19 protein-coding genes are annotated in these 20,722 nt (G+C 56.9%); 16 read left to right on the forward strand and 3 right to left on the reverse strand.

The features are described from left to right. Positions 1-7 precede the first annotated feature (7 nt). From leuD to RMR21_RS20845, 10 genes are all read left to right on the forward strand, one after another. Positions 8-625 carry a 3-isopropylmalate dehydratase small subunit gene (gene leuD / locus RMR21_RS20800; protein WP_498671308.1) on the forward strand — a complete coding sequence of 206 codons (618 nt, stop codon included), beginning with the start codon at positions 8-10 and terminating at the stop codon, positions 623-625. Between the two features lie 55 nt (positions 626-680). Then, the gene (locus tag RMR21_RS20805; RefSeq protein ID WP_498671309.1) at positions 681-1,898 is read left to right on the forward strand and encodes an ABC transporter substrate-binding protein; all 1,218 of its coding nucleotides are present in this window, start codon (positions 681-683) and stop codon (positions 1,896-1,898) included. A 69-nt stretch (positions 1,899-1,967) separates the two neighbouring features. Continuing rightward, positions 1,968-2,837 (forward strand): branched-chain amino acid ABC transporter permease, encoded by an 870-nt coding sequence (locus tag RMR21_RS20810; RefSeq protein ID WP_498671310.1) that lies wholly within the window; start codon positions 1,968-1,970, stop codon positions 2,835-2,837. After that, entirely contained in the window at positions 2,834-3,811 is a 978-nt protein-coding gene (locus RMR21_RS20815) for a branched-chain amino acid ABC transporter permease (protein WP_498671311.1), read from the forward strand. Before RMR21_RS20810 ends, RMR21_RS20815 begins: the two co-directional genes overlap by 4 nt. Beyond that, entirely contained in the window at positions 3,804-4,544 is a 741-nt protein-coding gene (locus RMR21_RS20820) for an ABC transporter ATP-binding protein (RefSeq protein WP_498671312.1), read from the forward strand. The genes RMR21_RS20815 and RMR21_RS20820 overlap by 8 nt, the downstream gene beginning before the upstream one ends. Continuing rightward, positions 4,537-5,238: an ABC transporter ATP-binding protein gene (locus tag RMR21_RS20825; RefSeq protein ID WP_498671313.1), complete on the forward strand. Its 702-nt coding sequence runs from the start codon at positions 4,537-4,539 to the stop codon at positions 5,236-5,238. The genes RMR21_RS20820 and RMR21_RS20825 overlap by 8 nt, the downstream gene beginning before the upstream one ends. A 56-nt stretch (positions 5,239-5,294) precedes the next feature. Continuing rightward, positions 5,295-6,188, forward strand: a complete 894-nt coding sequence (locus tag RMR21_RS20830) for an isocitrate lyase/PEP mutase family protein (protein ID WP_498671314.1) — start codon at positions 5,295-5,297, stop codon at positions 6,186-6,188. A 16-nt stretch (positions 6,189-6,204) separates the two neighbouring features. After that, entirely contained in the window at positions 6,205-7,605 is a 1,401-nt protein-coding gene (locus RMR21_RS20835; protein WP_498671315.1) for an FAD-dependent oxidoreductase, read from the forward strand. 27 nt (positions 7,606-7,632) lie between these two features. Then, positions 7,633-8,409, forward strand: a complete 777-nt coding sequence (locus RMR21_RS20840; RefSeq protein WP_498671316.1) for an aspartate/glutamate racemase family protein — start codon at positions 7,633-7,635, stop codon at positions 8,407-8,409. Then, on the forward strand, positions 8,406-9,176 hold the full coding sequence (locus tag RMR21_RS20845; protein WP_498671317.1) for an aspartate/glutamate racemase family protein: 771 nt from the start codon (positions 8,406-8,408) through the stop codon (positions 9,174-9,176). The genes RMR21_RS20840 and RMR21_RS20845 overlap by 4 nt, the downstream gene beginning before the upstream one ends. A 29-nt stretch (positions 9,177-9,205) precedes the next feature. Here the strand turns inward: RMR21_RS20845 and RMR21_RS20850 are convergent, their stop codons facing one another. Then, a complete protein-coding gene (locus RMR21_RS20850; protein WP_498671318.1) occupies positions 9,206-9,973 on the reverse strand; it encodes a GntR family transcriptional regulator in 768 nt (255 codons plus the stop codon). A gap of 300 nt (positions 9,974-10,273) precedes the next feature. Here RMR21_RS20850 and RMR21_RS20855 point away from each other — a divergent pair, with 300 nt between their 5' ends. Both RMR21_RS20855 and RMR21_RS20860 read left to right on the forward strand, forming a co-directional pair. Continuing rightward, positions 10,274-11,269, forward strand: coding sequence for a glycosyltransferase family 2 protein (locus RMR21_RS20855; protein WP_498671319.1), 996 nt, complete (start codon positions 10,274-10,276; stop codon positions 11,267-11,269). Then, positions 11,266-13,443, forward strand: a complete 2,178-nt coding sequence (locus RMR21_RS20860) for a glycoside hydrolase (protein ID WP_498671320.1) — start codon at positions 11,266-11,268, stop codon at positions 13,441-13,443. Before RMR21_RS20855 ends, RMR21_RS20860 begins: the two co-directional genes overlap by 4 nt. Here the strand turns inward: RMR21_RS20860 and RMR21_RS20865 are convergent. Beyond that, entirely contained in the window at positions 13,437-14,525 is a 1,089-nt protein-coding gene (locus RMR21_RS20865; RefSeq protein ID WP_498671321.1) for a hypothetical protein, read from the reverse strand. The two genes, RMR21_RS20860 and RMR21_RS20865, sit on opposite strands and share 7 nt — an antisense overlap. Further along, a complete protein-coding gene (locus RMR21_RS20870) occupies positions 14,522-15,811 on the reverse strand; it encodes a lipopolysaccharide biosynthesis protein (RefSeq protein WP_498671322.1) in 1,290 nt (429 codons plus the stop codon). The genes RMR21_RS20865 and RMR21_RS20870 overlap by 4 nt, the downstream gene beginning before the upstream one ends. A 126-nt stretch (positions 15,812-15,937) precedes the next feature. Between RMR21_RS20870 and RMR21_RS20875 the strand changes: the two genes are divergently transcribed. The 4 genes from RMR21_RS20875 to RMR21_RS20890 are packed head-to-tail and all read left to right on the forward strand — an operon-like array spanning position 15,938 to position 20,722. Then, positions 15,938-17,404: a GumC family protein gene (locus RMR21_RS20875; protein WP_498671323.1), complete on the forward strand. Its 1,467-nt coding sequence runs from the start codon at positions 15,938-15,940 to the stop codon at positions 17,402-17,404. Next, entirely contained in the window at positions 17,404-18,735 is a 1,332-nt protein-coding gene (locus RMR21_RS20880) for an O-antigen ligase family protein (protein WP_498671324.1), read from the forward strand. Before RMR21_RS20875 ends, RMR21_RS20880 begins: the two co-directional genes overlap by 1 nt. Continuing rightward, positions 18,719-19,489 carry a polysaccharide deacetylase family protein gene (locus RMR21_RS20885; RefSeq protein WP_498671325.1) on the forward strand — a complete coding sequence of 257 codons (771 nt, stop codon included), beginning with the start codon at positions 18,719-18,721 and terminating at the stop codon, positions 19,487-19,489. Before RMR21_RS20880 ends, RMR21_RS20885 begins: the two co-directional genes overlap by 17 nt. Further along, a complete protein-coding gene (locus RMR21_RS20890) occupies positions 19,490-20,722 on the forward strand; it encodes a glycosyltransferase family 4 protein (protein ID WP_498671326.1) in 1,233 nt (410 codons plus the stop codon).

The raw sequence follows: 20,722 nt of genomic DNA on the forward strand, positions 1-20,722 counted from the left end.
GGACACGATGATGAAAGCCTTCATTCGCGAAACATCCACGGCAGTAGCAATCCCCGGCGTGAACTGTGATACCGACCAGATCATTCCCGGACGCTTTTTGAAGGCAGATCGCGCCCAAGGCTATGGGCAGTTCCTGTTCCACGACATCCGCCGAAACGAACAGGGGGAGATGGACGCTTCTTTTGCGCTTAACCAGCCCGGTGCCGAAAAGGCGACCATACTGCTTGTCGAGGACAATTTCGGCTGCGGTTCGTCCCGCGAGGGCGCTGTGTATGCGTTGGTCGATCATGGCATCAGGGCTGTCATCGGCCCTAGCTTTGGTGATATCTTTTTCAACAACGCTCTGAAAAACGGTCTCGTACCCGTCCGCTTGGCGGCTGACCATTGCGAGGCGCTGGCGGACTATCTTGGTCGTGTTGCCGATGCGCAGGTAACGGTCGATCTCGAAGCTGGTGAGCTCATCTTGCCCGGCGATCTCGGCACTCACCCCGTTGCCATCGATCCCTTCGCGAGAGACTGTATCTTACGCGGTCTTGATGAGATCGAGATGACGTTCACATTCATGGAACAGATCACCGCCTTCGAAACGGATCGAATGGCGTCACATTCCTGGCTGGGCCGTTGACGGGCGGACCAGCGAGTTTCTTTTGCCGTCTCATAAAAAAACTGGGAGCATAACAATGACATTCGAAATTCAAAGACGCAGCCTTTTAAAAGCATCCGGTGCCCTGGCCGTTGGCTTGGCCGCACCGTCCATTCTTCGCGCGCAGACCCCGACCGTAAAGGTCGGCGTCATCGAGCCGCTAACCGGCAATCTTGCCTACAACGGCACGCAAAGTGCCGCCGGTGCGAAGTTCGCAGCAGAAGCCATCAATGCTGCAGGCGGCATCAAGTCCATGGGTGGCGCGAAAATTGAGCTCGTCGTGGTCGACGCGCAGAGCCGCCCGGAAGCCGCTGCCGCTGCCGTCGATACGCTGATCCAGGCCGATGCCTGTGCCTTTACGGGTGCGACGGCATCCGCGCTCGGGCTTGCATCCTCGCAGGCTGCTGCGAAGTACAATCTCGCGCAGGTCTTCTCCATCGGCACGGCCGAAACCGTCGTCCAGCGTGGCCTGCCGAATGTCTTCCGCTTTACCCCCGGCGTGAACAAGTGCACCAGTGTTGCGCTCGATAACCTGAAGCTTCTGAATGAGAGCACGGGCAGCACGGTCAAGACTGCGGCAATAGTGCATGAAGACGGGCCGTTCGGCTCCAACATGGCGAAAATTCTTGCCGAGCAATTGCCAAAGCAGGGTATCGAGGTTGTCGAGACGATCTCGCACCCGACGCCGCAGCGTGACTTTTCCAACATCGCTTTGCGTGTGAAGGCATCGAAGGCCGATATTCTCATTCCTTCGAATTACATCAACGAATACACGCTGATGGCGCGTGCGCTCAACCAGCAGCGCGTGGAACTGAAGGCGATCTATTCGATCCTCGGCGGTGCGGCATCCAACATCAAGTTCGTGCGCGAAAACAACAAGGTCGCGCAGTACGTCATGGATTGCAATCACTGGTACGATCCTTCCAAGGACCTGTCCAAGGCGCTGGCCGCCAGCGTTACCGCTGCCAATCTGGATATGACCTATGACGTTATGGTGTCCTACGCGACGATCCAGGTTATTGCCGACGCGCTGGAGCGTAGCGGTTCCGCAGACCGGCAGAAGATGATCGAAGCCCTTGCTGCATCTACCTTCGATCAGTCGATCATGCCTTACGGCCCGACGAAGTTCGTCAATGGCGACAATGTCAATTCGCGGCCGGTCAACACGCAGATCCGTGGTGAGAAGATCGAACTGGTCTTTCCGAAGGAATATGCCACCGCAGAAGCGGTTTTCCCGATCCCTGCCCAAAACTGACACGGTCTCGCCCCCATGGACGTCAATGTCTCTGGGGGCACTCTTTAAACGACAGAGAGGCGAGCCCTGATGTCAAGTCTGATCTTACCTGCCGTGTTGAGCGGCCTGATGATGGGAGCCGTCTATGCGCTGGTGGCGCTGGGACTGACCCTCATCTACGGCGTGCTCCACATCATCAACTTTGCGCATGGCAGCCTGTTGATGCTGGCGCTTTACGCCGTCTATTTCCTGTACTTCTATTTCGGCGTGGATCCCTATCTCGCCATTCCCATCGTTCTGCCCGCATTCTTCGCGCTCGGCTATGCGTTGCAACGTTTCCTGATCGCGCCGATGAGCAGCGGCTCGGAACAGAATGTTCTTCTCATCACACTCGCCGTATCGATGATCATCGACAATCTGGCGCTCTATTTCTGGACGTCGAACACGCGCACGGCCGATATCGCTTACGCCTATGATACGGTCGAAGTGTTGGGTGCCTATCTGCCGCTCGGGCGCGTGATTGCTTTCGGTGCCGCACTCGCCGTCGCGCCGCTGCTCTGGTGCTTCATGGCCTATACGCGCACGGGCTCTGCCATTCGCGCCGTGGCGATTGAAAAGCGTGGTGCTGAACTCGTCGGCATCGATGTCAATCACACCTATGCGGTCTGTTTCGGTATCGGCACCGCCTGTGTCGCACTCGCCGCCTGTCTGTTGTTGCCGACATTCTACATCACGCCGCAGGTTGGTTACACCTTCGTGCTCGTTGCCTTCACCACGGTGGTGCTGGGTGGGATGGGCAGTCTGCTGGGTGCCTTGGTCGCCGGTCTCCTTCTTGGCGTGATCGAGTCATTATGTGGCCTCTTCCTCGGCGAAAGCCTCGGTCAGATCGGCATCTTCCTCGCCTTCATTCTCATCCTTCTCTTCAAACCGTCAGGGCTACTCGGGAGGGCAAAGACATGAGACCTCAATCCATCGGGCAGATTGCCCTTATTGCGGCGGCTCTCGCCTATCTCTTTGGTGTCTATTTCGCGTCATCGCCAGTGTGGATGGGCTTTACCATCAATGCGCTGATCGTCGCCGTCGTTGCCCTGTCGTGGAATATCACCGGCGGCTTCGGTGGAATGTCGTCCTTCGGTCATGCAGCGCTTTATGGCACCGGTGCTTATGCCTCCGCCATTCTTCAAGTGCAGTATGGCGTCAACGCATGGGTCGGCTTCGGTGCGGGCATTCTTGCCGGTGCCGCCATGGGTGCCTTCATCGGCGCGCTCGCCTTTCGTTATGGCCTGAAGGGTTCCTACTTCGCGCTCGTCACCCTGGCCTTTGCCGAAGTGCTGCGCATCTGCGCATCGTCTTTCGATTTCACCGGCGGTGGCAGCGGGCTGCAACTGAAGCTGGCCCCCGGCGTTGCCAACCTGCAATTCAACGACCGTGCCATCGCTTACACCGCTCTTCTGGTCGTGGTGGCTTTGGTTATGGCGCTGACGGCTCTCATCAAATTTTCCCGCTTCGGTGCCTACCTCATCGCCGTCAGGGAAAACGAAGATGCCGCACGTGCACTCGGTATCGACACCTACAAGATCAAGGTACAGGCCATGGCGATCTCAGGCGCCTTCGGCGGTTTGGCCGGTGTGCTGTACCTCCAGCTCTGGCTCTTCATCGACAGCAACGTGGTCTATGGCAGCGCCGTTTCCATTGAAGCACTGATCGGCCCGATCATTGGCGGGGCCGGGACGATCTGGGGTCCGCTGCTCGGCACGCTCGGCCTGCATCTTCTAGGGGAAGGCGCGAAACATCTGCTGCCCAATGCGCCGGGTCTGAACTTCGTGCTCTATGCGATTGTGCTGATCTGCGCGCTGCGCTTCCTGCCGAACGGTCTGGTTGGCCTTGCTGGCAAGCTTGGGACCTTCAAGAAGAAGGAGGACGACAATGCTTGAGGTTCGTAATCTTTCCAAACGCTTCGGCGGCTTGAAAGCCGTCACGGATGCCTCGCTCGATGTGCCCGAGGGTTCCATCGTCGGACTGCTCGGCCCCAACGGTGCGGGCAAGACAACTTGCTTCACCATGATTGCCGGTTTTACCAAACCAGACGAAGGCACGGTCCGCTTTCAGGACAAGGACATTACCGGCCTTGCGCCGCACAGCATTTGCGCGCTTGGCATGATCCGCACCTTTCAGATCGTTCAGCCTTTTGCGGGGCTGACGGTTCAGGAAAATATCGCTGTCGGTGCCTATCTCCATCACTATGATCGACGTGAAGCGATGTCGGTTGCCCGCGATGTCGGCAAGCGGCTCGGCATGGGTGCGATGCTTGATCGCCCTGCATCGTCGCTGACGATTGCTGGCCGCAAGCGGCTGGAACTGGCGCGTGCGCTGGCAACCGGTGCGAAGCTGCTGCTGCTTGATGAAGTGATGGCGGGTCTGATCCCCTCGGAGATCACCGAAATCGTCGGCATCATCCGTAAAATCCGTGATGAGGGGCACACCTTCCTGATGATCGAACACGTCATGCAGGCGGTCATGCAGCTTGCCGAAACAGCTTATGTCCTCAACCAGGGCAAGATGATTGCCCACGGGCCACCGCGTGAACTCGTCAAGGACCCGTCGGTGGTGGAAGCCTATCTCGGCCACGGTGCCGCTGCCCGGCTGCAGGAGGAAAACCATGCTTGATATCAAGGGTATCCGCGCAGGCTACGGCTCGATGAGCGTGCTGCAAGGCATCGATATGAGCGTCGAAAACGGCGAAATCGTCGCCCTGTTGGGCTCCAACGGTGTAGGAAAGACGACGCTCAACAACGTCATATCCGGCTTCATCAAACCCAGTGCCGGATCGATCTCCTTCAAGGGCGTGACGATAACAGGCAAAAATGCGCGTGACATCGTGGCACTCGGCATCGCCCATGTGCCGGAGGGTCGAAAGGTTTTTCCGAATCTGTCAGTTGGCGAAAATCTGAAGCTCGGTGCGTTTCGCCGTGCCGGCAAAAACACCAAGCAGAATTTCGAGCGTATCTGCGAGATTTTCCCGAAGCTTAGGGAAAGAATAAACCAGCTTGCGGGCACGCTTTCCGGCGGTGAACAGCAGATGCTGGCGATTGGTCGCGGCATGATGTCGGAGCCGGAACTGCTCATTCTGGATGAACCGTCGCTGGGTCTCTCCCCCATTATGGTCGAAGAGATGTTCGGGCTAATCACCAAGATCAATGCTGACGGCGTTGCCGTGCTGCTGGTGGAGCAGAACGTGATGCAGTCCTTGAGTGTGGCAAAGCGCGCCTATGTCATCGAGCAGGGGCGTTTTGTCATGCAGGGGGAGGCCGCAACCCTGCTGGCTGATCCGCAGCTGCGCCAAGCCTATCTCGGAATGTGAGACGCTGCCCCGGATGGAGTGAGCCGGGGCCAATTTACGGAGAAATGGAGAATACAATGTCCCTTACACGTACCCAACGTCTGCGGCAGCTGCTCGCAGGCGAACGAGCCCTCATGGCTCCCGGTGTGGTCGATGCCATGTATGCCCGACTTGTGACAGAAGCAGGTTTTGATGCCATGTATATGACGGGTGCAGGTACCTCTGCCACGCGCCTTGGCTACCCGGATGTCGGTCTTTTGACCATGACGGAAATGGTCGATAATGCCACGCGTATTGCCGACGCCTCGGACATTCCGCTGATTGCCGACGCTGATAATGGTTTCGGTGGTCCGCTGAACGTCCGCCGCGCAATCCAGCTCTATGAGCGTGGCGGTGTGGCTGCTGTACACCTGGAAGATCAGGTGCTGCCGAAGCGTTGTGGTCATCTGGCGGGCAAGCAGATCGTCTCAGCGGACGATATGGTGGCCAAGGTCAAGGCTGCCGTGGACGCGCGGATCGACCAGAACTTTGTCGTCATCGCCCGCACAGATGCTCTGGCACTACACGGCCGCAATGCTGCATTCGACCGTGCTGAAATGTACCGTGAGGCGGGTGCCGATGTCATCTTCATTGAAAGCCCTGGCCCGGATGACCTGCCGCATATCGCCCCGCGTTTTCCGGGCGTTCCGCTGCTCTACAACATGGCGACCTCGGGCAAGACGCCGTTTCTGACGCGATCTGAAATTGAGGCGCTGGGCTTCAAGCTCATCATCTATCCCAACTGGCTGCTGCTTTCGGCTTGCGAAGCTGCGCGCAAGACGCTTCAGGTCTTGAAAACCGAAGAGACCATTGCGTCGGTTGCGCCGAATGTCATGAATTTCAAGGAATTCTTCGACATGGCGCGGATGCCGGAAATTCAGGAGCTGGAGGCGCGCTACGGCACACCGGAAGCAAACCGCACCAGCTATTGAACAGGAGATTTGAGCCATGGCAGTTCTATCTGCGGAAGGCGTGACGTTCGATTTTGAAATGCCGGTGGTCGTCGTCGGGGCAGGGGCCTGCGGTCTGGTCGCAGCCCTTGCGGCCCATGATGCAGGGCAGGAGGTCATGGTCTTGGAGCGGGACGAGAACCCGACAGGTTCCACCTCGCTGTCCGCCGGTCTCATTCCGGCACCGTGCACCCGTTTGCAGAAGGAGGCGGGCATTGAGGACAACCCCGAACTTTTCGCGCAGGACCTCGTCGCCAAGACGCATGACAACACGCCTTACGATATGGCGTTGGTCGCGGCCCAAACCGTGGGTCCAATGATCGACTGGTTGATGGACACCCATAAGGTCGAGTTCGAACTGGTCACAGGGTTCACCTATCCCGGCCATTCGCGCCTTCGCATGCATGGCCCGAAAAGCCGGACCGGTGCTGACCTCGAACAATCTCTTCTCGCAGCAGTGTCTCAGGCCAATATCGATCTTGTCACAGACGCGTCCGTTGAAGACCTTTATGTTGATGCGACTGGTCGCGTCACGGGGGTCCGTTTCCGGCGTCCCGATGGCGCGCTGGAAATGCTGGGCTGCAAGGCGCTCGTACTCGCATCCTGCGGCTTTGCCGGCGATGTCGCCTTGGTGCAAAAATACATCCCGGAAATTGCCGATGCCGAGTGCTGCGGTCACCTTTCCAACACGGGCGATGCGGTGAAATGGGGCGCACAGATCGGCGCGGCACTCGCCGACATGGGCTCCTATCAAGGGCACGGCTCGGTTGCCCATCCCCACGGATTACCATTGACTTGGGCGGTCATCACCAAGGGTGGCATTCTCTTCAACGCCGAGGGGCAGCGCTTTTCCAACGAGATGCGCGGCTACTCCGAACATGCCGCAGAAGTTGCAACGCAGCCCGACCACATTGCTTGGGACATCTACGATTCCAAGGGTGAAGATGCAGCAATCGGCTTCTACGACTACCGTGAGATACGCAAGCTGGGTGCCGTCAAGACGGCAAACAGTTTGGAGGAACTTGCCACCGTAACGGCGCTTTCGCTGGCCGCCATTCGCGAAGAGTTCGAAGCCATCGAAACATCCGCACGCACAGGCGAGCCTGATCGCTTCGGTCGCAGCTTTACGCAAGATCAGGTGTTGAGCGCGCCGTACTACGCCGTCAAGGTCAATGGTGCGTTGTTCCACACTCAAGGTGGTCTGGTAATCGATGCCGAGGCGCGGGTGTTGCGCGACGATGGCACGGCCTTGCCTAACCTTCTGGCAGGCGGTGGTGCCGCTCGGGGCGTGTCGGGAGATTCCAACTACGGCTACCTTTCCGGCAACGGCCTTTTGACGGCAACCAGCTTCGGTCGGTTGGCGGGCATGACGGCCGCGCGGATTGCCGCCGAGACCTGAAACCGGATTTCGAACGTGAAGGAGGACATGATGAAAAAGGTCATGGTTATCGTACCGTTTCCCATGGGGCAGGATGACATCGCCCGCAGGCAAGCTCAGATGAAAGCGGTCGATCTCGGCCCCGGAATTGAGTTTCACTATCGCGCCGTGCGGGTGGGTCCAAAGAATTATTCGAGCCAGCACGATATGGCGCTCGCCGATTTCTCGATCCTCGATGCCGGTCTTGATGCCGAGAAGGAAGGCTTCGACGCCGTCTGCATCGACACCATGTCCGACAGCGGCATGTCGATGCTGCGCTCGGTTCTGACCATCCCTGTCATTGCGCCGGGCCGTCATTCCATGCTGATGGCGCAGATGCTGGGCGACAAGTTCTCGATCCTGATGATGTGGGATCGCTGGAAAATGCTCTACACAAAAACGCTGGGCGAGCTTGGGATGAAGCATAAATGTGCCTCCATGCGCTCGATCGGCGTGACGCCGGATAATAAGAGCTTGCTGGCTGGCAAGGAAGACGAGGTGTTCCCGCTTCTGCTGGATGCCGCGAAAAAATGTGTCGAAGAGGATGGCGCGCAGGTGCTGATCCTTGGATCGACGACCATGCACGAGGCGCATTCCTGGCTGTCTGCCCGCATCGGCGTTCCCGTCATCAATCCGGGACCGCTGACCTACAAGCTGGCCTCGATTGCGCTCGACCTTAAGCTCACCCACAGCAAGGCGACGTGGCCGACGCCGCTTTCACCCAAGCATGACATGATCCGTGCCATCGGTGCTGCCGGTGGGGCCTATATGGAGGGTAGCCAATGACCCGCATTCTCGTGATCGTTCCCTTCGCGCTGGATGAAGAGGGCGTGCGCAATCGCGAAGCGCAGTCGCAATATGTGCCGCTGCCTGCGGATTGGGAACTGACCTATCGCCCCGTGACCTGCGGCCCGACATCCTTCATGTCTCCGCACGACTGGGGGCTGATGGATCTCGCCATCTTCGAGGCTGGATGCAGTGCTGAGGCCGACGGTTTCGATGCCGTTTGCATCGATACCATGTCGGATAGCGGTATGGTCATGCTGCGCTCTGTCCTCTCCATTCCCGTCATCGGTGCGGGCAAGGCTTCGATGCTCTATGCGCTGACGCTGGGCGGCACGTTTTCCGTACTGGCGCAATGGGAGCCAGCGCTGCCACGTTATCGTAAGGCCATCCGTGAATATGGTTTCGACCGCCAATGCGCCTCTGTGCGCAGTTTCGATCAACCGCCGGATTTCTCGAACTTGCTGGGCGGCAAGGAAGACAGTGTCTTTCCGCGCATGCGTGATGTTGCCATGCGGTGTATCCAGGAAGACGGCGCGGAGGTCATCTGCTTGGGATCGACGACCATGCATCAGGCCGGAGAATATCTCGCTGCCAACCTGCCGGTCCCCGTCGTCAATCCCGGTCCGTTGACCTACAAGCTGGTTGAGACCTTTCTGGCGCTTGGGCTGAGCCATGGCAGGGACGTCTATCCGCCTCCGGTCGAGCCGAGGCTGGAGATGTTGCACGCCATGATGAAGGCTGGTGCGGAAGCAGAAGCGAAGGTCTAAAAGTAGGGGGTGTTCGTTGGCCCGTACCATTAGTTGCCGAGCGAGAAATCCTTACCATCTTCTCGTTTCAGCGACACGCGATATTCGTAGCGGTCTGCCCGGTAGAAAATCTCGGCTGCGTAGAACGGGGTGAGTTCTGCGTTGAAGAACAGTCGGTTCACGAGCATCAGCGGTGCGCCGATTGGAATTTCCAGGTGTTTGGCAGCGTAATCATCTGCTAGTGTTGCCGTCAGTGTTTGCTCGACCTTTTCCACCACTGCGCCAGCCTTCTGCACGAGATCGATCATATTGGTCGTTGCCAGGTCCTGACGTTTGAGCGTCTCTCCGATTTCTGGCAGCAGATAGGCAATGGAAAGCGAATAGGGGCGGCGATCCAGTGAGCGGACGCGAACTGCCCGAACCAGGGGCGTGGTCGGCGAAACTCCCATCTGCTCACAGATCCTCGGCGGGGCTTCGCCAAGATCCAGGCTGATGGCTTTCAACCGTGTGCTTTTACCCACCGCGTTGAGATAGCTGAACAGGCCGTTGATATTCGACACCACAGCGCGGTTGAGCTTGTTCTCTTTCGAGCGATCCGTGACATAGGTGCCTCGCCCGCGCGTTCGGGTCACAAGCCCCTCTGCCGTCAACATTTCCATGGCTTTGCGGATCGTGATGCGGCTGACGGAAAAGCTTGTGGACAGTTCAGCTTCGCTGGGAACGGCTACTTCGCTTGGATAATAACCTTTCAAGATGCGCTCTCGCATGACCGCATAAACCCGATGATAAAGAGGGGTCGGAGAATGAGTGTCGCGCATCAAAGGTGACATCCTGACAATGAATAAAGCTACACAAAATAATTGCATACGAGACTGTGTGGTGCAAACTAAAAGATTATAACATTATGTCATTTATATCATTTGTAACCGGGTGGGCGCCGTGAAATTATTGGGCCGATTGCTCTGTTTTTAAGAGTTGCCAACGGCTTCAGGTTGCAGGATGGTAACGATAATGCGGAAATAACGCGTCAAGCGTTAGGCTTTTAAGCTTCTGCATATATACGTTTCTATGGGGATGTGTATCCTTGGGGCATTGTTGTCATTTTGTCGGATGCGAATTTGAAACTTACGATCATTCTCAAAACGCTGAACGAAGAAAAGCGCATCGGTGCGGCGATCGAAAGCGTCATCACCGCTCTTTCAGAGTTTGAGGGCGAAATCATCGTGGCTGATAGCGGATCGCGCGATAAAACCGTAGAGATCGCATCACGATATCCGGTCATCATCGCCCAGATCGAGGCGCCCGCAAAGGCCAGCTGCGGCATCGGTCCTCAACTGGGCTATCAATACAGCAAAGGCGAGTTCGTCTGCTTGATGGACGGCGACATGTTGCTCGATCCGACATTTTTGCCCGCGGCACTCGATTATATGGACAAGAACCCGCGCGTCGCGGGTGTGAGCGGCCATGTCAACGAGGTCAATCTCGATAATCTGGAGTTTACCCGGCGTGTGCAGAGAAATGCGCCAGAAAATCAAAGCGGTGTTCTTGACCGGCTGAATGGCGGTGGCCTTTATCGCCGAGCGGCTATCGAAGACGTCGGTTATTTTTCGGACCGGAATCTGCACGGTTATGAAGAGTTCGATCTTGGACAGCGCCTTCGGTTGCGTGGGTGGACGCTTTATCGCCTCGACAGACGGTTCGTGGACCACTTCGGCCATAGCATCAATTCCTATGTGCTGCTCACACGGCGCTGGTCATCGAAATATCTTCGTGGCGTTGGCGAGCTTTTGCGTGCCGGGTCCGAACAGTCCCGGTTCGGGAATTTGACCCACGAGCTTTCCGAAATTCGACTGTGGCTCGGTGTCTATGCATGGTGGGTGATTCTGTTGGTCTGCCTGATCGCAGGCTTTTTCAACGCATACGGCTTTATCGCGTTTTTGGTTGCACTTGTCGCGCCGGTCGCCTTGATGAGCATCCGGCAAAACAGTCTGTCACTGGGGTTTTATGCCGTCGTGGCATGGTGTTTCCACGCCGCCGCACTGCCACTCGGTTTCCTGAGCGCGCGCCAGCCGCCGGAGAGGTGGATTGAAAGCAAACTTTTGAAGTCGCAATGAAAACAGTCGTTCTCGTCAGTCTGATTGCGTGCCTGTTGGTACGCCAGCCAGCCGTCGCAGACGATTGGCTCCCGGTTCGTGAGCAGTCATTGGAAGTCCAGCCGGGCAGCCCGTTGGATTTCTCTCGTATCCTTCCCAATGGCACCATCGATGATGCTTCCAGGATCGTGATCAATTCCGCTGGCAAGCTGGCGAAGGCCAACGATATGGAAACACCACAGCGTTTTCTGTGCGCCTCGCTTGCCTGGAGCCCGGCGTCTGGAGGGTTTCCGGACCACGCAACCGCGGACAGGTATGCCACTCAGTTAAAAATGCACGGCTACAACATCGCCCGGTTCCATTATGTGGATGCAGCATTGATGGAGGGACGTGCGACCGATTTCGATTTCAATCCGCAGGTTCTTGACCGTGTTCACTACCTGATGGCTGCACTGAAACGAAATGGCATCTCCTGGATTCTAGACGGGCTTACCTCTTCCAGAGGTGCTTACGGCGGTTTTGGCGATCGATGGGAGGTTAAAGGTGATCTGAAACTTGGTGCGCAGATTGACGAGACTGATTTTGGCCACTGGCTTAAATTCCAGGAATTGTTTCTCGCCAAGGTCAATCCCTACACGAGCATGGCGCCTGTTAACGATCCAGCACTGGTCGCGATCGTCCCTTTCAACGAGAACGGGTTGGAATTTGATTCCATGATGCAGCAGGTGGCGCGGGGCAGTGTCTTTTCCGAACGTCTCAAGCCACTGTTCAACGAATGGCTTTTGAAAAAATACGGTTCGATGCAAGCACTCGCTCAAAAATGGGGCTGGTGGGTGATGGAAGGCGACTTGTCCGATCGCTCCATTGCATTGCCAACCAACCGTTATGAGCGCAGCGAGCGGATGCGTGACCTGCAATCCTTCTTCATCGATGTCGAGCAGGGCGCAACAGTCAAGACGACGAGCGCACTGCGTCAACTTGGCTTCAAGGGTATCATCTTGCCCTACAACAACTGGCCGACGGTTCAGACAGGCATTACCCGCAGCAGTCAAGACGCAGTGGCGATGAACACCTATCAGGACTGGGTGGATTCCTACGCTCCGGGCACCAGCATTCAGGGCAAAAGCTCGTTGGAGGATGGGCTGCTTTATCTGCGGACAATCGGGCTTGCGCGCTGGCTGGGTCGTCCGTTCTTCGTCACCGAATATGACCATCTCTTCTGGAGCCCGTTCCGGTACGAGGCGGGGCTCGCAGCACCCGCATTTGCTGCCCTACAAGGCTGGGACGTGCTTTGTCGGCATGCCCATGGCCCAATCGTCCTCACCTATGGCGAAGATTTTCCGCATAAGAAACAGATGCTGCCCTACGCCATTGCGCTCGACCCGGTGGCGCGCGCGGGTGAAACGCTGAGCGCCCTCGTTTTCCGCCGTGGCGACGTAAAATCATCCTCGCTTCGCGTACCGTTTCTCGTCGAAGGGCAATCTGGTCTGCCCGATGGTATCAACGATATGGAGCCGGAAGCGCTCACGCGGTTGGGATTGATCGGTGCCGTTGGACTTCAGTCATCCACAGAAAGCGCGGTCACAGTCGCACCGTCTCGCGAGGGCCAGACTGCGATGGGCATAGTTGCGAAGCTGAAAGAGCAAGGAATGCTGGCGGCCACCCATGCTGCCGATTTGGACCAGGGCCGTGTCGTCAGCGAGACCGGAGAGTTGCAGTTGAATGCGCCGGAAAAAAGCATGGCTGTTCGATCGCTCCTGACGGAGGCTCTTGCTTTCGATGCGCTCAACACACCAGTCGATCTCGGTTTTGTGACAGTGCAATCGGCAGATGGAAGGGGACTGTTTTCATTGTCATCGCTTGACGGCTTGCCGCTTGAGAAAAGCCAGAGGCAGCTGCTGATTCTCGCGTCTGACGCGCACAACACCAATATGACGTTTCGGGACACGGAAGAGCGGATCATCGAGAATTTCGGGCAATTGCCGGTGACGATCCGCCGCATGCAGACCGTCCTTCGCTTCCGCAATGACAGTGCCTTGACGATCTCCCCTGTCGGGCTTGATGGGCGTGTCTATCCCCCGGTCCTAAATGCCGGTGCAGGTGAAACGATCACGCTGAGCAACGACACGCCTCAGGGACCAACGACCTATTTTCTGGTCGAAAAGGCGATCAAGCAGCCATCATTGCCTCAATAAAAGTCGTGGACCAGGCGGCTCCAGCTTTCGCCGGCAACACCGCCGATATAGGCTTGGCCGCTTTGCATGGCCTGCTTGAACTCGGTCGATCTGGAGGCGGCGGACACGCCTGTGACATGTCGATACCAGATGCCCTTCTGCTTCGATAATGCCGGTATGATCTCAGGCCGAACTTGTGCCGAGGCGAATGTGAAGCCCGCCTCTTTCAGCGATGCAAAAACAGTATCAACGACGGCTTCCTGCTTCCCCGTCTGCCATAACAGATCAAGAATCTGCGCTTCGCCGCCTCTGGCTCCAACAAAAGAGAAGACGCCGCTCACAGCGCCATTCTCGTCCTGGACCTGAGCAAGCACTAGGAGACCTTGGCCCAATGCGTTGCTGGATGCCTTGATTGTCCAGTCGAGATCTGGCGCGGAGTAGATCGGCGCGACCGTATAGCTGCTCAGGAACTGGTTGGCGTACTGCGCGTAAAGGTCAGTATCAACTGGGCTAGCGGTGAATCCAGAGGCTGTCTTCCTTCCGGTCATGGATGCTGGGGAAGGCAAGGAGCCCTGCCGCAGGAGTGCTGGATATTTTTGGGAGATGCGCCGCCTGACATAGCTGGCGGCTGCGGGCAGGGGCTTGAAAACCTTGTACCAGCGCAAGCCTTGGACCGGCAGTTCGACGCCGCCGATGGCTTTGAGATGGGACACGCTGACGGGTGCGGCGCTATCGGAGAAGCTGATCTGGTCTACCCGGGGGCGAAGTTGAAAGATCAAAGAGGCGATGCTGCGTGGGTTTGCGTCGTCTGCCGCCATAAAGGCGCACGCCAACCGTGCCGTGACCGGTTCTTCGCCAACTCGGTACGTCATGGGCAAAATAATGAGGATGCTTTTGACGCTTCCGGTCCCATCGGCTGACACGATACTCCCGTTGTCCGGTGTGTAATTCGGGTGGGAAAACATCAGCTGGGTGAGATATGTGTTCAGTTCGGTTTTGTTTGGCTTCGACCGACCTCGAAACACCGACGCGAAGAGGTCGGCGATTTGAGCCACGTCAGCAAGTTCGGCAGGTCTGACCCTTGTCGCAAGTTCCGATGTCATAACGCAACCTCCCTAGCTTTTTCCGATGACCGCGCGACATGAAACCGCACCACGATCCATGCTGCCAAAACGATGCTGATTTCGATTGCGTAGCCTGCGATGAAAATGCCGTAGGGCGGCCATGCCCATGCCGCGAGGCCAATCACCAATGCGCCAATGCCATTGGAAAGGTTCAACACCCAAGCCCGCGATGCGTGTTCACCGGCAGCACCGAGCAGATCGACCGCGATGGACCATATCGCAACGAAAACGATGAGCCAGGCCATGATCCGCAAAAACTGCGGCAGAGACACGTATTCGGGGCCGAAAATCAGAGGCATGAACGAAGCGGCGGCAAAGATCACGATGGCTGCAATCAAACCCAGAGCAAAGGCAACGCCCAGAATACGGATGGTCAACCGAAAGGCATTATGAATGCCCGACATGCTGGCAACGGCGAGACGGGGGTAAACAAGCCGGTTCAGCGCATCGATGGCCATATAGCTGCTATCGGTAATTCGTCTCGCGACACCATAACTTCCTACGACCTCGGCTCCAGCCACGAAACCCAACACCAGCAAATCGACGTTTTGGCGAATGGCCCTGAAGATGAAGGGTGTGGCAAAGAGTAGCCCAAGCCGAATTTCATCCCTCTCGATGACGTATTTCGGGCGGCCAATGCGCAGGGCGAAATGGGCGTAGAGAACAAGCGTCAAGAGATGGGCGCCAAGCTGCCATGTTGCCCAAGTCTGGACGGTCGACACCTGGAACGCAAAGCAGGCCAATGCCGCCGTCACCGTGCGGATAAAGGCAAAGCCGACGACGGATGCATTGGCAGCACCATATCGGGAGTGCGCGAGAAAAATACTTTCACCCAGCATGATCAATCGAACCAGGACGACGTTGGTCAAAACCAGTTGAAATGTCGTCAGGATGCTTTGCCCGGGCGTTTCGCCAAAGCTGATGAACTGCGGCAAGAGCACGGTGCCAAGGACGACCAGAATGGCTCCGCTGATAAATGTCAGGATGAGATTGTGGCCGAATATCCGAGGGAAACATTGGGGGTCTTGTGGTACGCGGCGCACCAGGCACTCAGAGGCGCCCAGTCCGCACAGATGTACAGCGATGCTGGTAATGGCCATGAAGGAGACGTACCGGCCAAATTCCTCCGCACCAAACGAACGGGCCAGGATTGCAAATGTGATGAGCTGCGCGGCGTTGGCAATCAACAGGCTCACGGACGATGCGCTGTAGGACAGCAGCATACTGATCAACCGTGGCTTGTCTTTTTTGTCGCTGCTTATCATCTCGTTCATATCCATGCCGCAAAAACAGATGCGCTGTAAACGATTTATCAGCGGACTCTATGATTTAGTAGTTCTGTATATAAAGAAAATGTTTCGTTTTGATTGATGTAGAGGTTACGGTGAGGCATGTACGAGTACCCAACCGAGAAGCGCGCCAGGCCGGTCTTTGACGATCCAGTGCCCCGCGCGACCGTCCATTCGAAGGGTTCGACGCCTGTCGAGCCCATAGTAACAGTTGCGATTTTACTCGCCTGGCTGCGTCGTGGCCTGTTTTTTATCGTCATTTTTGCACTTTTGGGTGGTGCTCTGGCCGTGGGCTTCGGGCTTGCCGTGAAGCCACGCTACACATCCAGCATGGACATTCTGCTGCCACCCCCGACCGGCCAAGTCGTGCCAAACGAGCTCACGACGCCAAACATCCAGAGTGACGCGCAGATTCTCGATATTTCGAGCAAGCTGTTGTTGATCACGTCGGGCAACGTGCTGCGGCGAACGGTCGAGCAGCAGAACCTTCAGAAAGTGCCGGAATTCAATTCAGCCGCTGACACACAAGAGGGTTTCTTCAGCTGGCTGACAGTGGCGACCCCCGCGCCATCTGATGATGGCGTTGTTGTCGCGATGCGAAACCTTGCCAAGCGTATCAAGGTCGCACGCCAGGGCGGGACCTATCTTGTCTCGATAAGCCTGTGGACGCGCGATGCCGATCGGTCGGTGGCGGTGCTTTCGACACTGGCGCAATCGTTTCGCGAAGAACTCGAGGCGACCCAGACCGATCTCGCAAAGAACGCCAGTGCCGCGCTTTCCAACCGTCTGGAAGAGCTCAGACTTGCCGCCACGCAGGCTGCCAACGACGTGATGCAGTTCCGCCAGGATAACAATCTCCAAAATCTCGGTGGCGGCTCCGTCAACACGCAGAGCGTATCGCAACTGAACACGCTGCTGAATGAAGCATCCTCTCGATTATCGGACGTTCAATCGCGTTACAGACGGCTGAGCCAACCGGCAACCGATGGCATCGTGCCTACGGATACGCTGGATTCTCCGACACTCATTGCGTTGCGTTCGCAATACAGCGTCCTCAAACAGCAGTACGAAGAACTGGCGCTGACATATGGTACGCGCTATCCAAAACTCGTCACGGCACGGGCGCAGCTTGGAACGCTTCGTGCGGAGATGGCGCGGGAAACAGAACGCTCGCTGCAGACTATTCAGGTGGATATGGATCAGGCGGAAAACTCCGTTGCCACCTTGCGCGCCCAACTGGAAAATGCCCAAAAACGTGTTTCCACCGATGATACGGCTCAAGTCCAGCTGCAGGAACTGGAACGTAACAGTCAGGCAAAATCCGCCCTTTATGACACCTTCTTGAAACGCGTTGGTGAAACCAGCGAGCAGCAGCAGATCAGTGTCTCCAACCTGCGGATCGTCACAGAGCCGGTGCCGCCGGAAAAACGCAGTTGGCCACCACCAACTTTGCTCCTCGCAATTGGCGGCGTTCTGGCAGGGTTGATACTGGGTGTCATTTCCGTTCTGGCGGCCCGCCTGTTCGTCATCCTTCGAGACAACAATTGGCGCTTTGAGCGGGGAAGTTGATGCAAACAGTCTCAGGCCTGAAAGAACACGCCGGTTTTCAAGGCAAGATCAGGTCTCTGGTCTTTATGGGCCTGTTCCTGTTTTTCTGGGTCACGACAAATCCCTTTGTGGATCTCACCAGCGTCGAGGTCAGCGGATCGAACGCCACGGGTGGATCCAATCTCTTAAACCAGCTGGTTTTTTTGGTTTTGACTGTCGTCACACTCTATGCGGCCCTGACCCATCCGCTCCGGTCTCGCATCTGTCAGCCGCAGATTCTCGTTATCGCGCTGTTTTCGTGGTTTCTCATCTCGTCCGTTCTTTCGAACTATCCTGTCGATGCGATCAAACGAACCATTCTGGCGATACTGACATGCCTCAATGCCGGGATGTTTCTGCTGCTAGCGCGTTCGGAACAACAGTTTGCGCGTCTGATGCTGTACGGGACAGCGATCACGCTGGGTATAGCCTATTTCGGTGTCGTCTTTCTGCCGATGCTGGCTATCCATCAGCCAACCGAGCTGATCGAGCCCATGAATGCGGGTTTCTGGAGGGGGCAGTATTCCCACAAGAATCTGGCTGCCGCCGTGATGCTTGTGGCGGCGTTTTTCGGGCTTTATTTTCGCAGTGTGGGTTGGAAGAAAAGCGGGCTGGCTGTCGTCATCCTGTCCGTGTTCTTCCTCATCCAGACTGGCGGAAAATCCTCCACCGCCATGTTGCCGCTGATACTTCTTCTTCAGTGGATTTTCGAGAAGTTTCGCTGGAGCCGTTGGCCGATTGCGGTCGGTGGCATCGCTGCGTTCAATCTTCTGGCACTGGGAGCAGCACTCTCGGAAGGTTTTCGCGGCCTCATCGCATCACTGGGTGTTGACCCCACTTTCACCAACAGAACCGATATCTGGAAGATTGCGTTCGACGCGATCACCCAGTCGCCCATTTTCGGCTATGGCTTTCAAGGTTTCTGGCAGACCGCCGACATCACGCAGAGCTCGGCAGGATTGGAGACTTGGGCCGTGAAGGCCTTCAACGGGCACAATGCCTATGTCGATGCCCTGCTGACGACGGGAATTCCCGGATTCATTCTCACCATAGCCCTCGTTATCTTCGTGCCTCTACGCGCTGTCGGGCGTCTTGGCAACGCTTCCAACAGCCCCGCACTGTCGCGCCTTTTTATGCGGGTCTGGCTCTATGTCATCTATGCTGGCTGCCTTGAAGTGATCTTCTTTCAAAGCGGGAGCCCGATCTGTTTTTTCTTGTTGGTCTCCATATTTGGACTGGAAATGCAATCTCGCATGAACCTCGTCAGCGACCGAAAGCCCGTCTGGGAGGGACAAAATGCTGTTGCGGTCTAGGGCGAGATATCTCGGTGAGCGTATTGCCGAAAGGGCCGTGCGGGCACTGCCGGTGTCGACGCTGAATGTGACATGCCAGCGTCCGATCGTGTCATTTACATTTGATGACGTGCCGGACACGGCCTACACGGCGGGTGCTCGGATATTGGAGGAAAACGGTGTCCGAGGCACGTTCTACATTGCGGGAAGTCTGATCGGGACCACAGAGCCCGACCGCAACCTGATCTCCGCAGAAGGATGTCGGTCACTTGCCCAATCCGGTCATGAGATCGGCTGCCACACATTCGCGCACAAGCCCGTCAGAACGTTGAGCGGCTCGGAGCTAGCGCGCGATCTCAATGGCAATGCCGAGGTTCTCGACGGCTTCGATCACGCAGCGGGGTTAAGAAACTTCGCCTATCCCTATAATCAGGGTTCGCTCCGGCATCGTCATGCTTTTTCCAAGCGCTACGCTACGGCCCGTGCCGGTGGGGATCGCATCAACCGTGGCAAGGTCAATCGGTCCTATCTCTGGGGAATGGAAATCAGGCAGCCGGAAGTGGATGCGCTGGATTTGACCCGTCAGATCGATGCGGTTGTGGCAGAGCCCGGTTGGCTCATTTTCTTCACCCATGACATCAGCGATGACCCGACGCCCTATGGCTGTACGCCCGAGACCTTCTCATGTCTGGTTCGCCATGCTGTCTCAGCCGGATGTCTCGTGCTCCCCGTGCGCGACGCCCTCGGTCACATTCGAGAAGTGGGGCCCGGCTGAATGGGAGGCACGTTGCTTGCAATCAACAACTATTTCTATCGGCGCGGCGGCGCGGAGGCGATATTTCTCGATCAGATCGAGATGTTCGAGCGTGCCGGCTGGCAGGCAGTGCCGTTTTCGATGCAGCATCCGAACAATCTCGCATCCCCTTGGTCGTCCCATTTCATTCCAGAGATAGAATTCGGTCGTCAATCCGGCCTTTTGACCAAGATCGAGCACAGTCTGGAGGTCATCTATTCTCGCAAAGCCCGGACGCATCTCAGCAGTCTTATCGATCAGGTTCGTCCCGATATCGCCCATGCTCACAACGTTTATCACCATATTTCACCCTCGATTTTCCCTCTCCTGAAGAAGCGGGGAATTCCGACGGTTCTGACAGCCCACGACCTGAAGCTCGCCTGTCCCGCATACAAGATGCTCTCGCCTCAGGGTATCTGTGAAAAATGCAAGGGAGGCCGCATCCATAACGTTTTGACGAACAAATGCATGAAGGAATCGGTCGCGCTGAGTGGCCTCGTCATGGTCGAAACTGCCGTTCACCGCACGTTCGGGCTTTACCGCAACTACGTCGATCGCATCATCGTACCGAGCCTGTTCTATCAGGCCAAGCTCATCGAGTGGGGCTGGCCGAGCGAGCAACTCGTTCATGTCCCGAATTTCGTAGACCAGTCGATCACCGACAATCCTCTTGTGTCGGAAGAGGGAGATTACTTTCTCTTTGCCGGTCGTTTGGCGCCCGAAAAAGGCATCGCGACGTTGATCAGGGCCGCCAGTCTTTCAGGGCAACGGCTACGCATCGCAGGAACGGGACCCGATGAAGCGTCACTTCGTGCACTTGCGCAGGATGTCGGTGCCAATGTCGAGTTCTTAGGCTATTTGACCGGAAGCGCCCTTCATGTTGCTATCGCCGGTGCCAAAGCGCTTGTGCTGCCATCCGAGTGGTACGAAAACGCACCGGTCAGCCTGCTGGAAGCCTACGCTCTCGGACGTCCGGTGATTGGAACAAACATTGGCGGAATACCCGAACTCATCAAGGACGGGGAGACGGGTCTGATCGCGCGGCCGCTGGACGCTGAAAACCTCGCTGAGGTTCTGATTGCTATGAACAACCTGCCTAAGCGGGCTCGCCAAGATATGGGCGAGCGTGGCCGAGACTGGGTCAACTGTGAGTTTTCGCAGGGCGCATATCTGGAACGTACGACGGCGCTATATCGGGATCTGGGTGTTCGCTAA

This window comes from Agrobacterium sp. rho-8.1 (genome assembly GCF_033957725.1).
Classification (GTDB): domain Bacteria; phylum Pseudomonadota; class Alphaproteobacteria; order Rhizobiales; family Rhizobiaceae; genus Agrobacterium.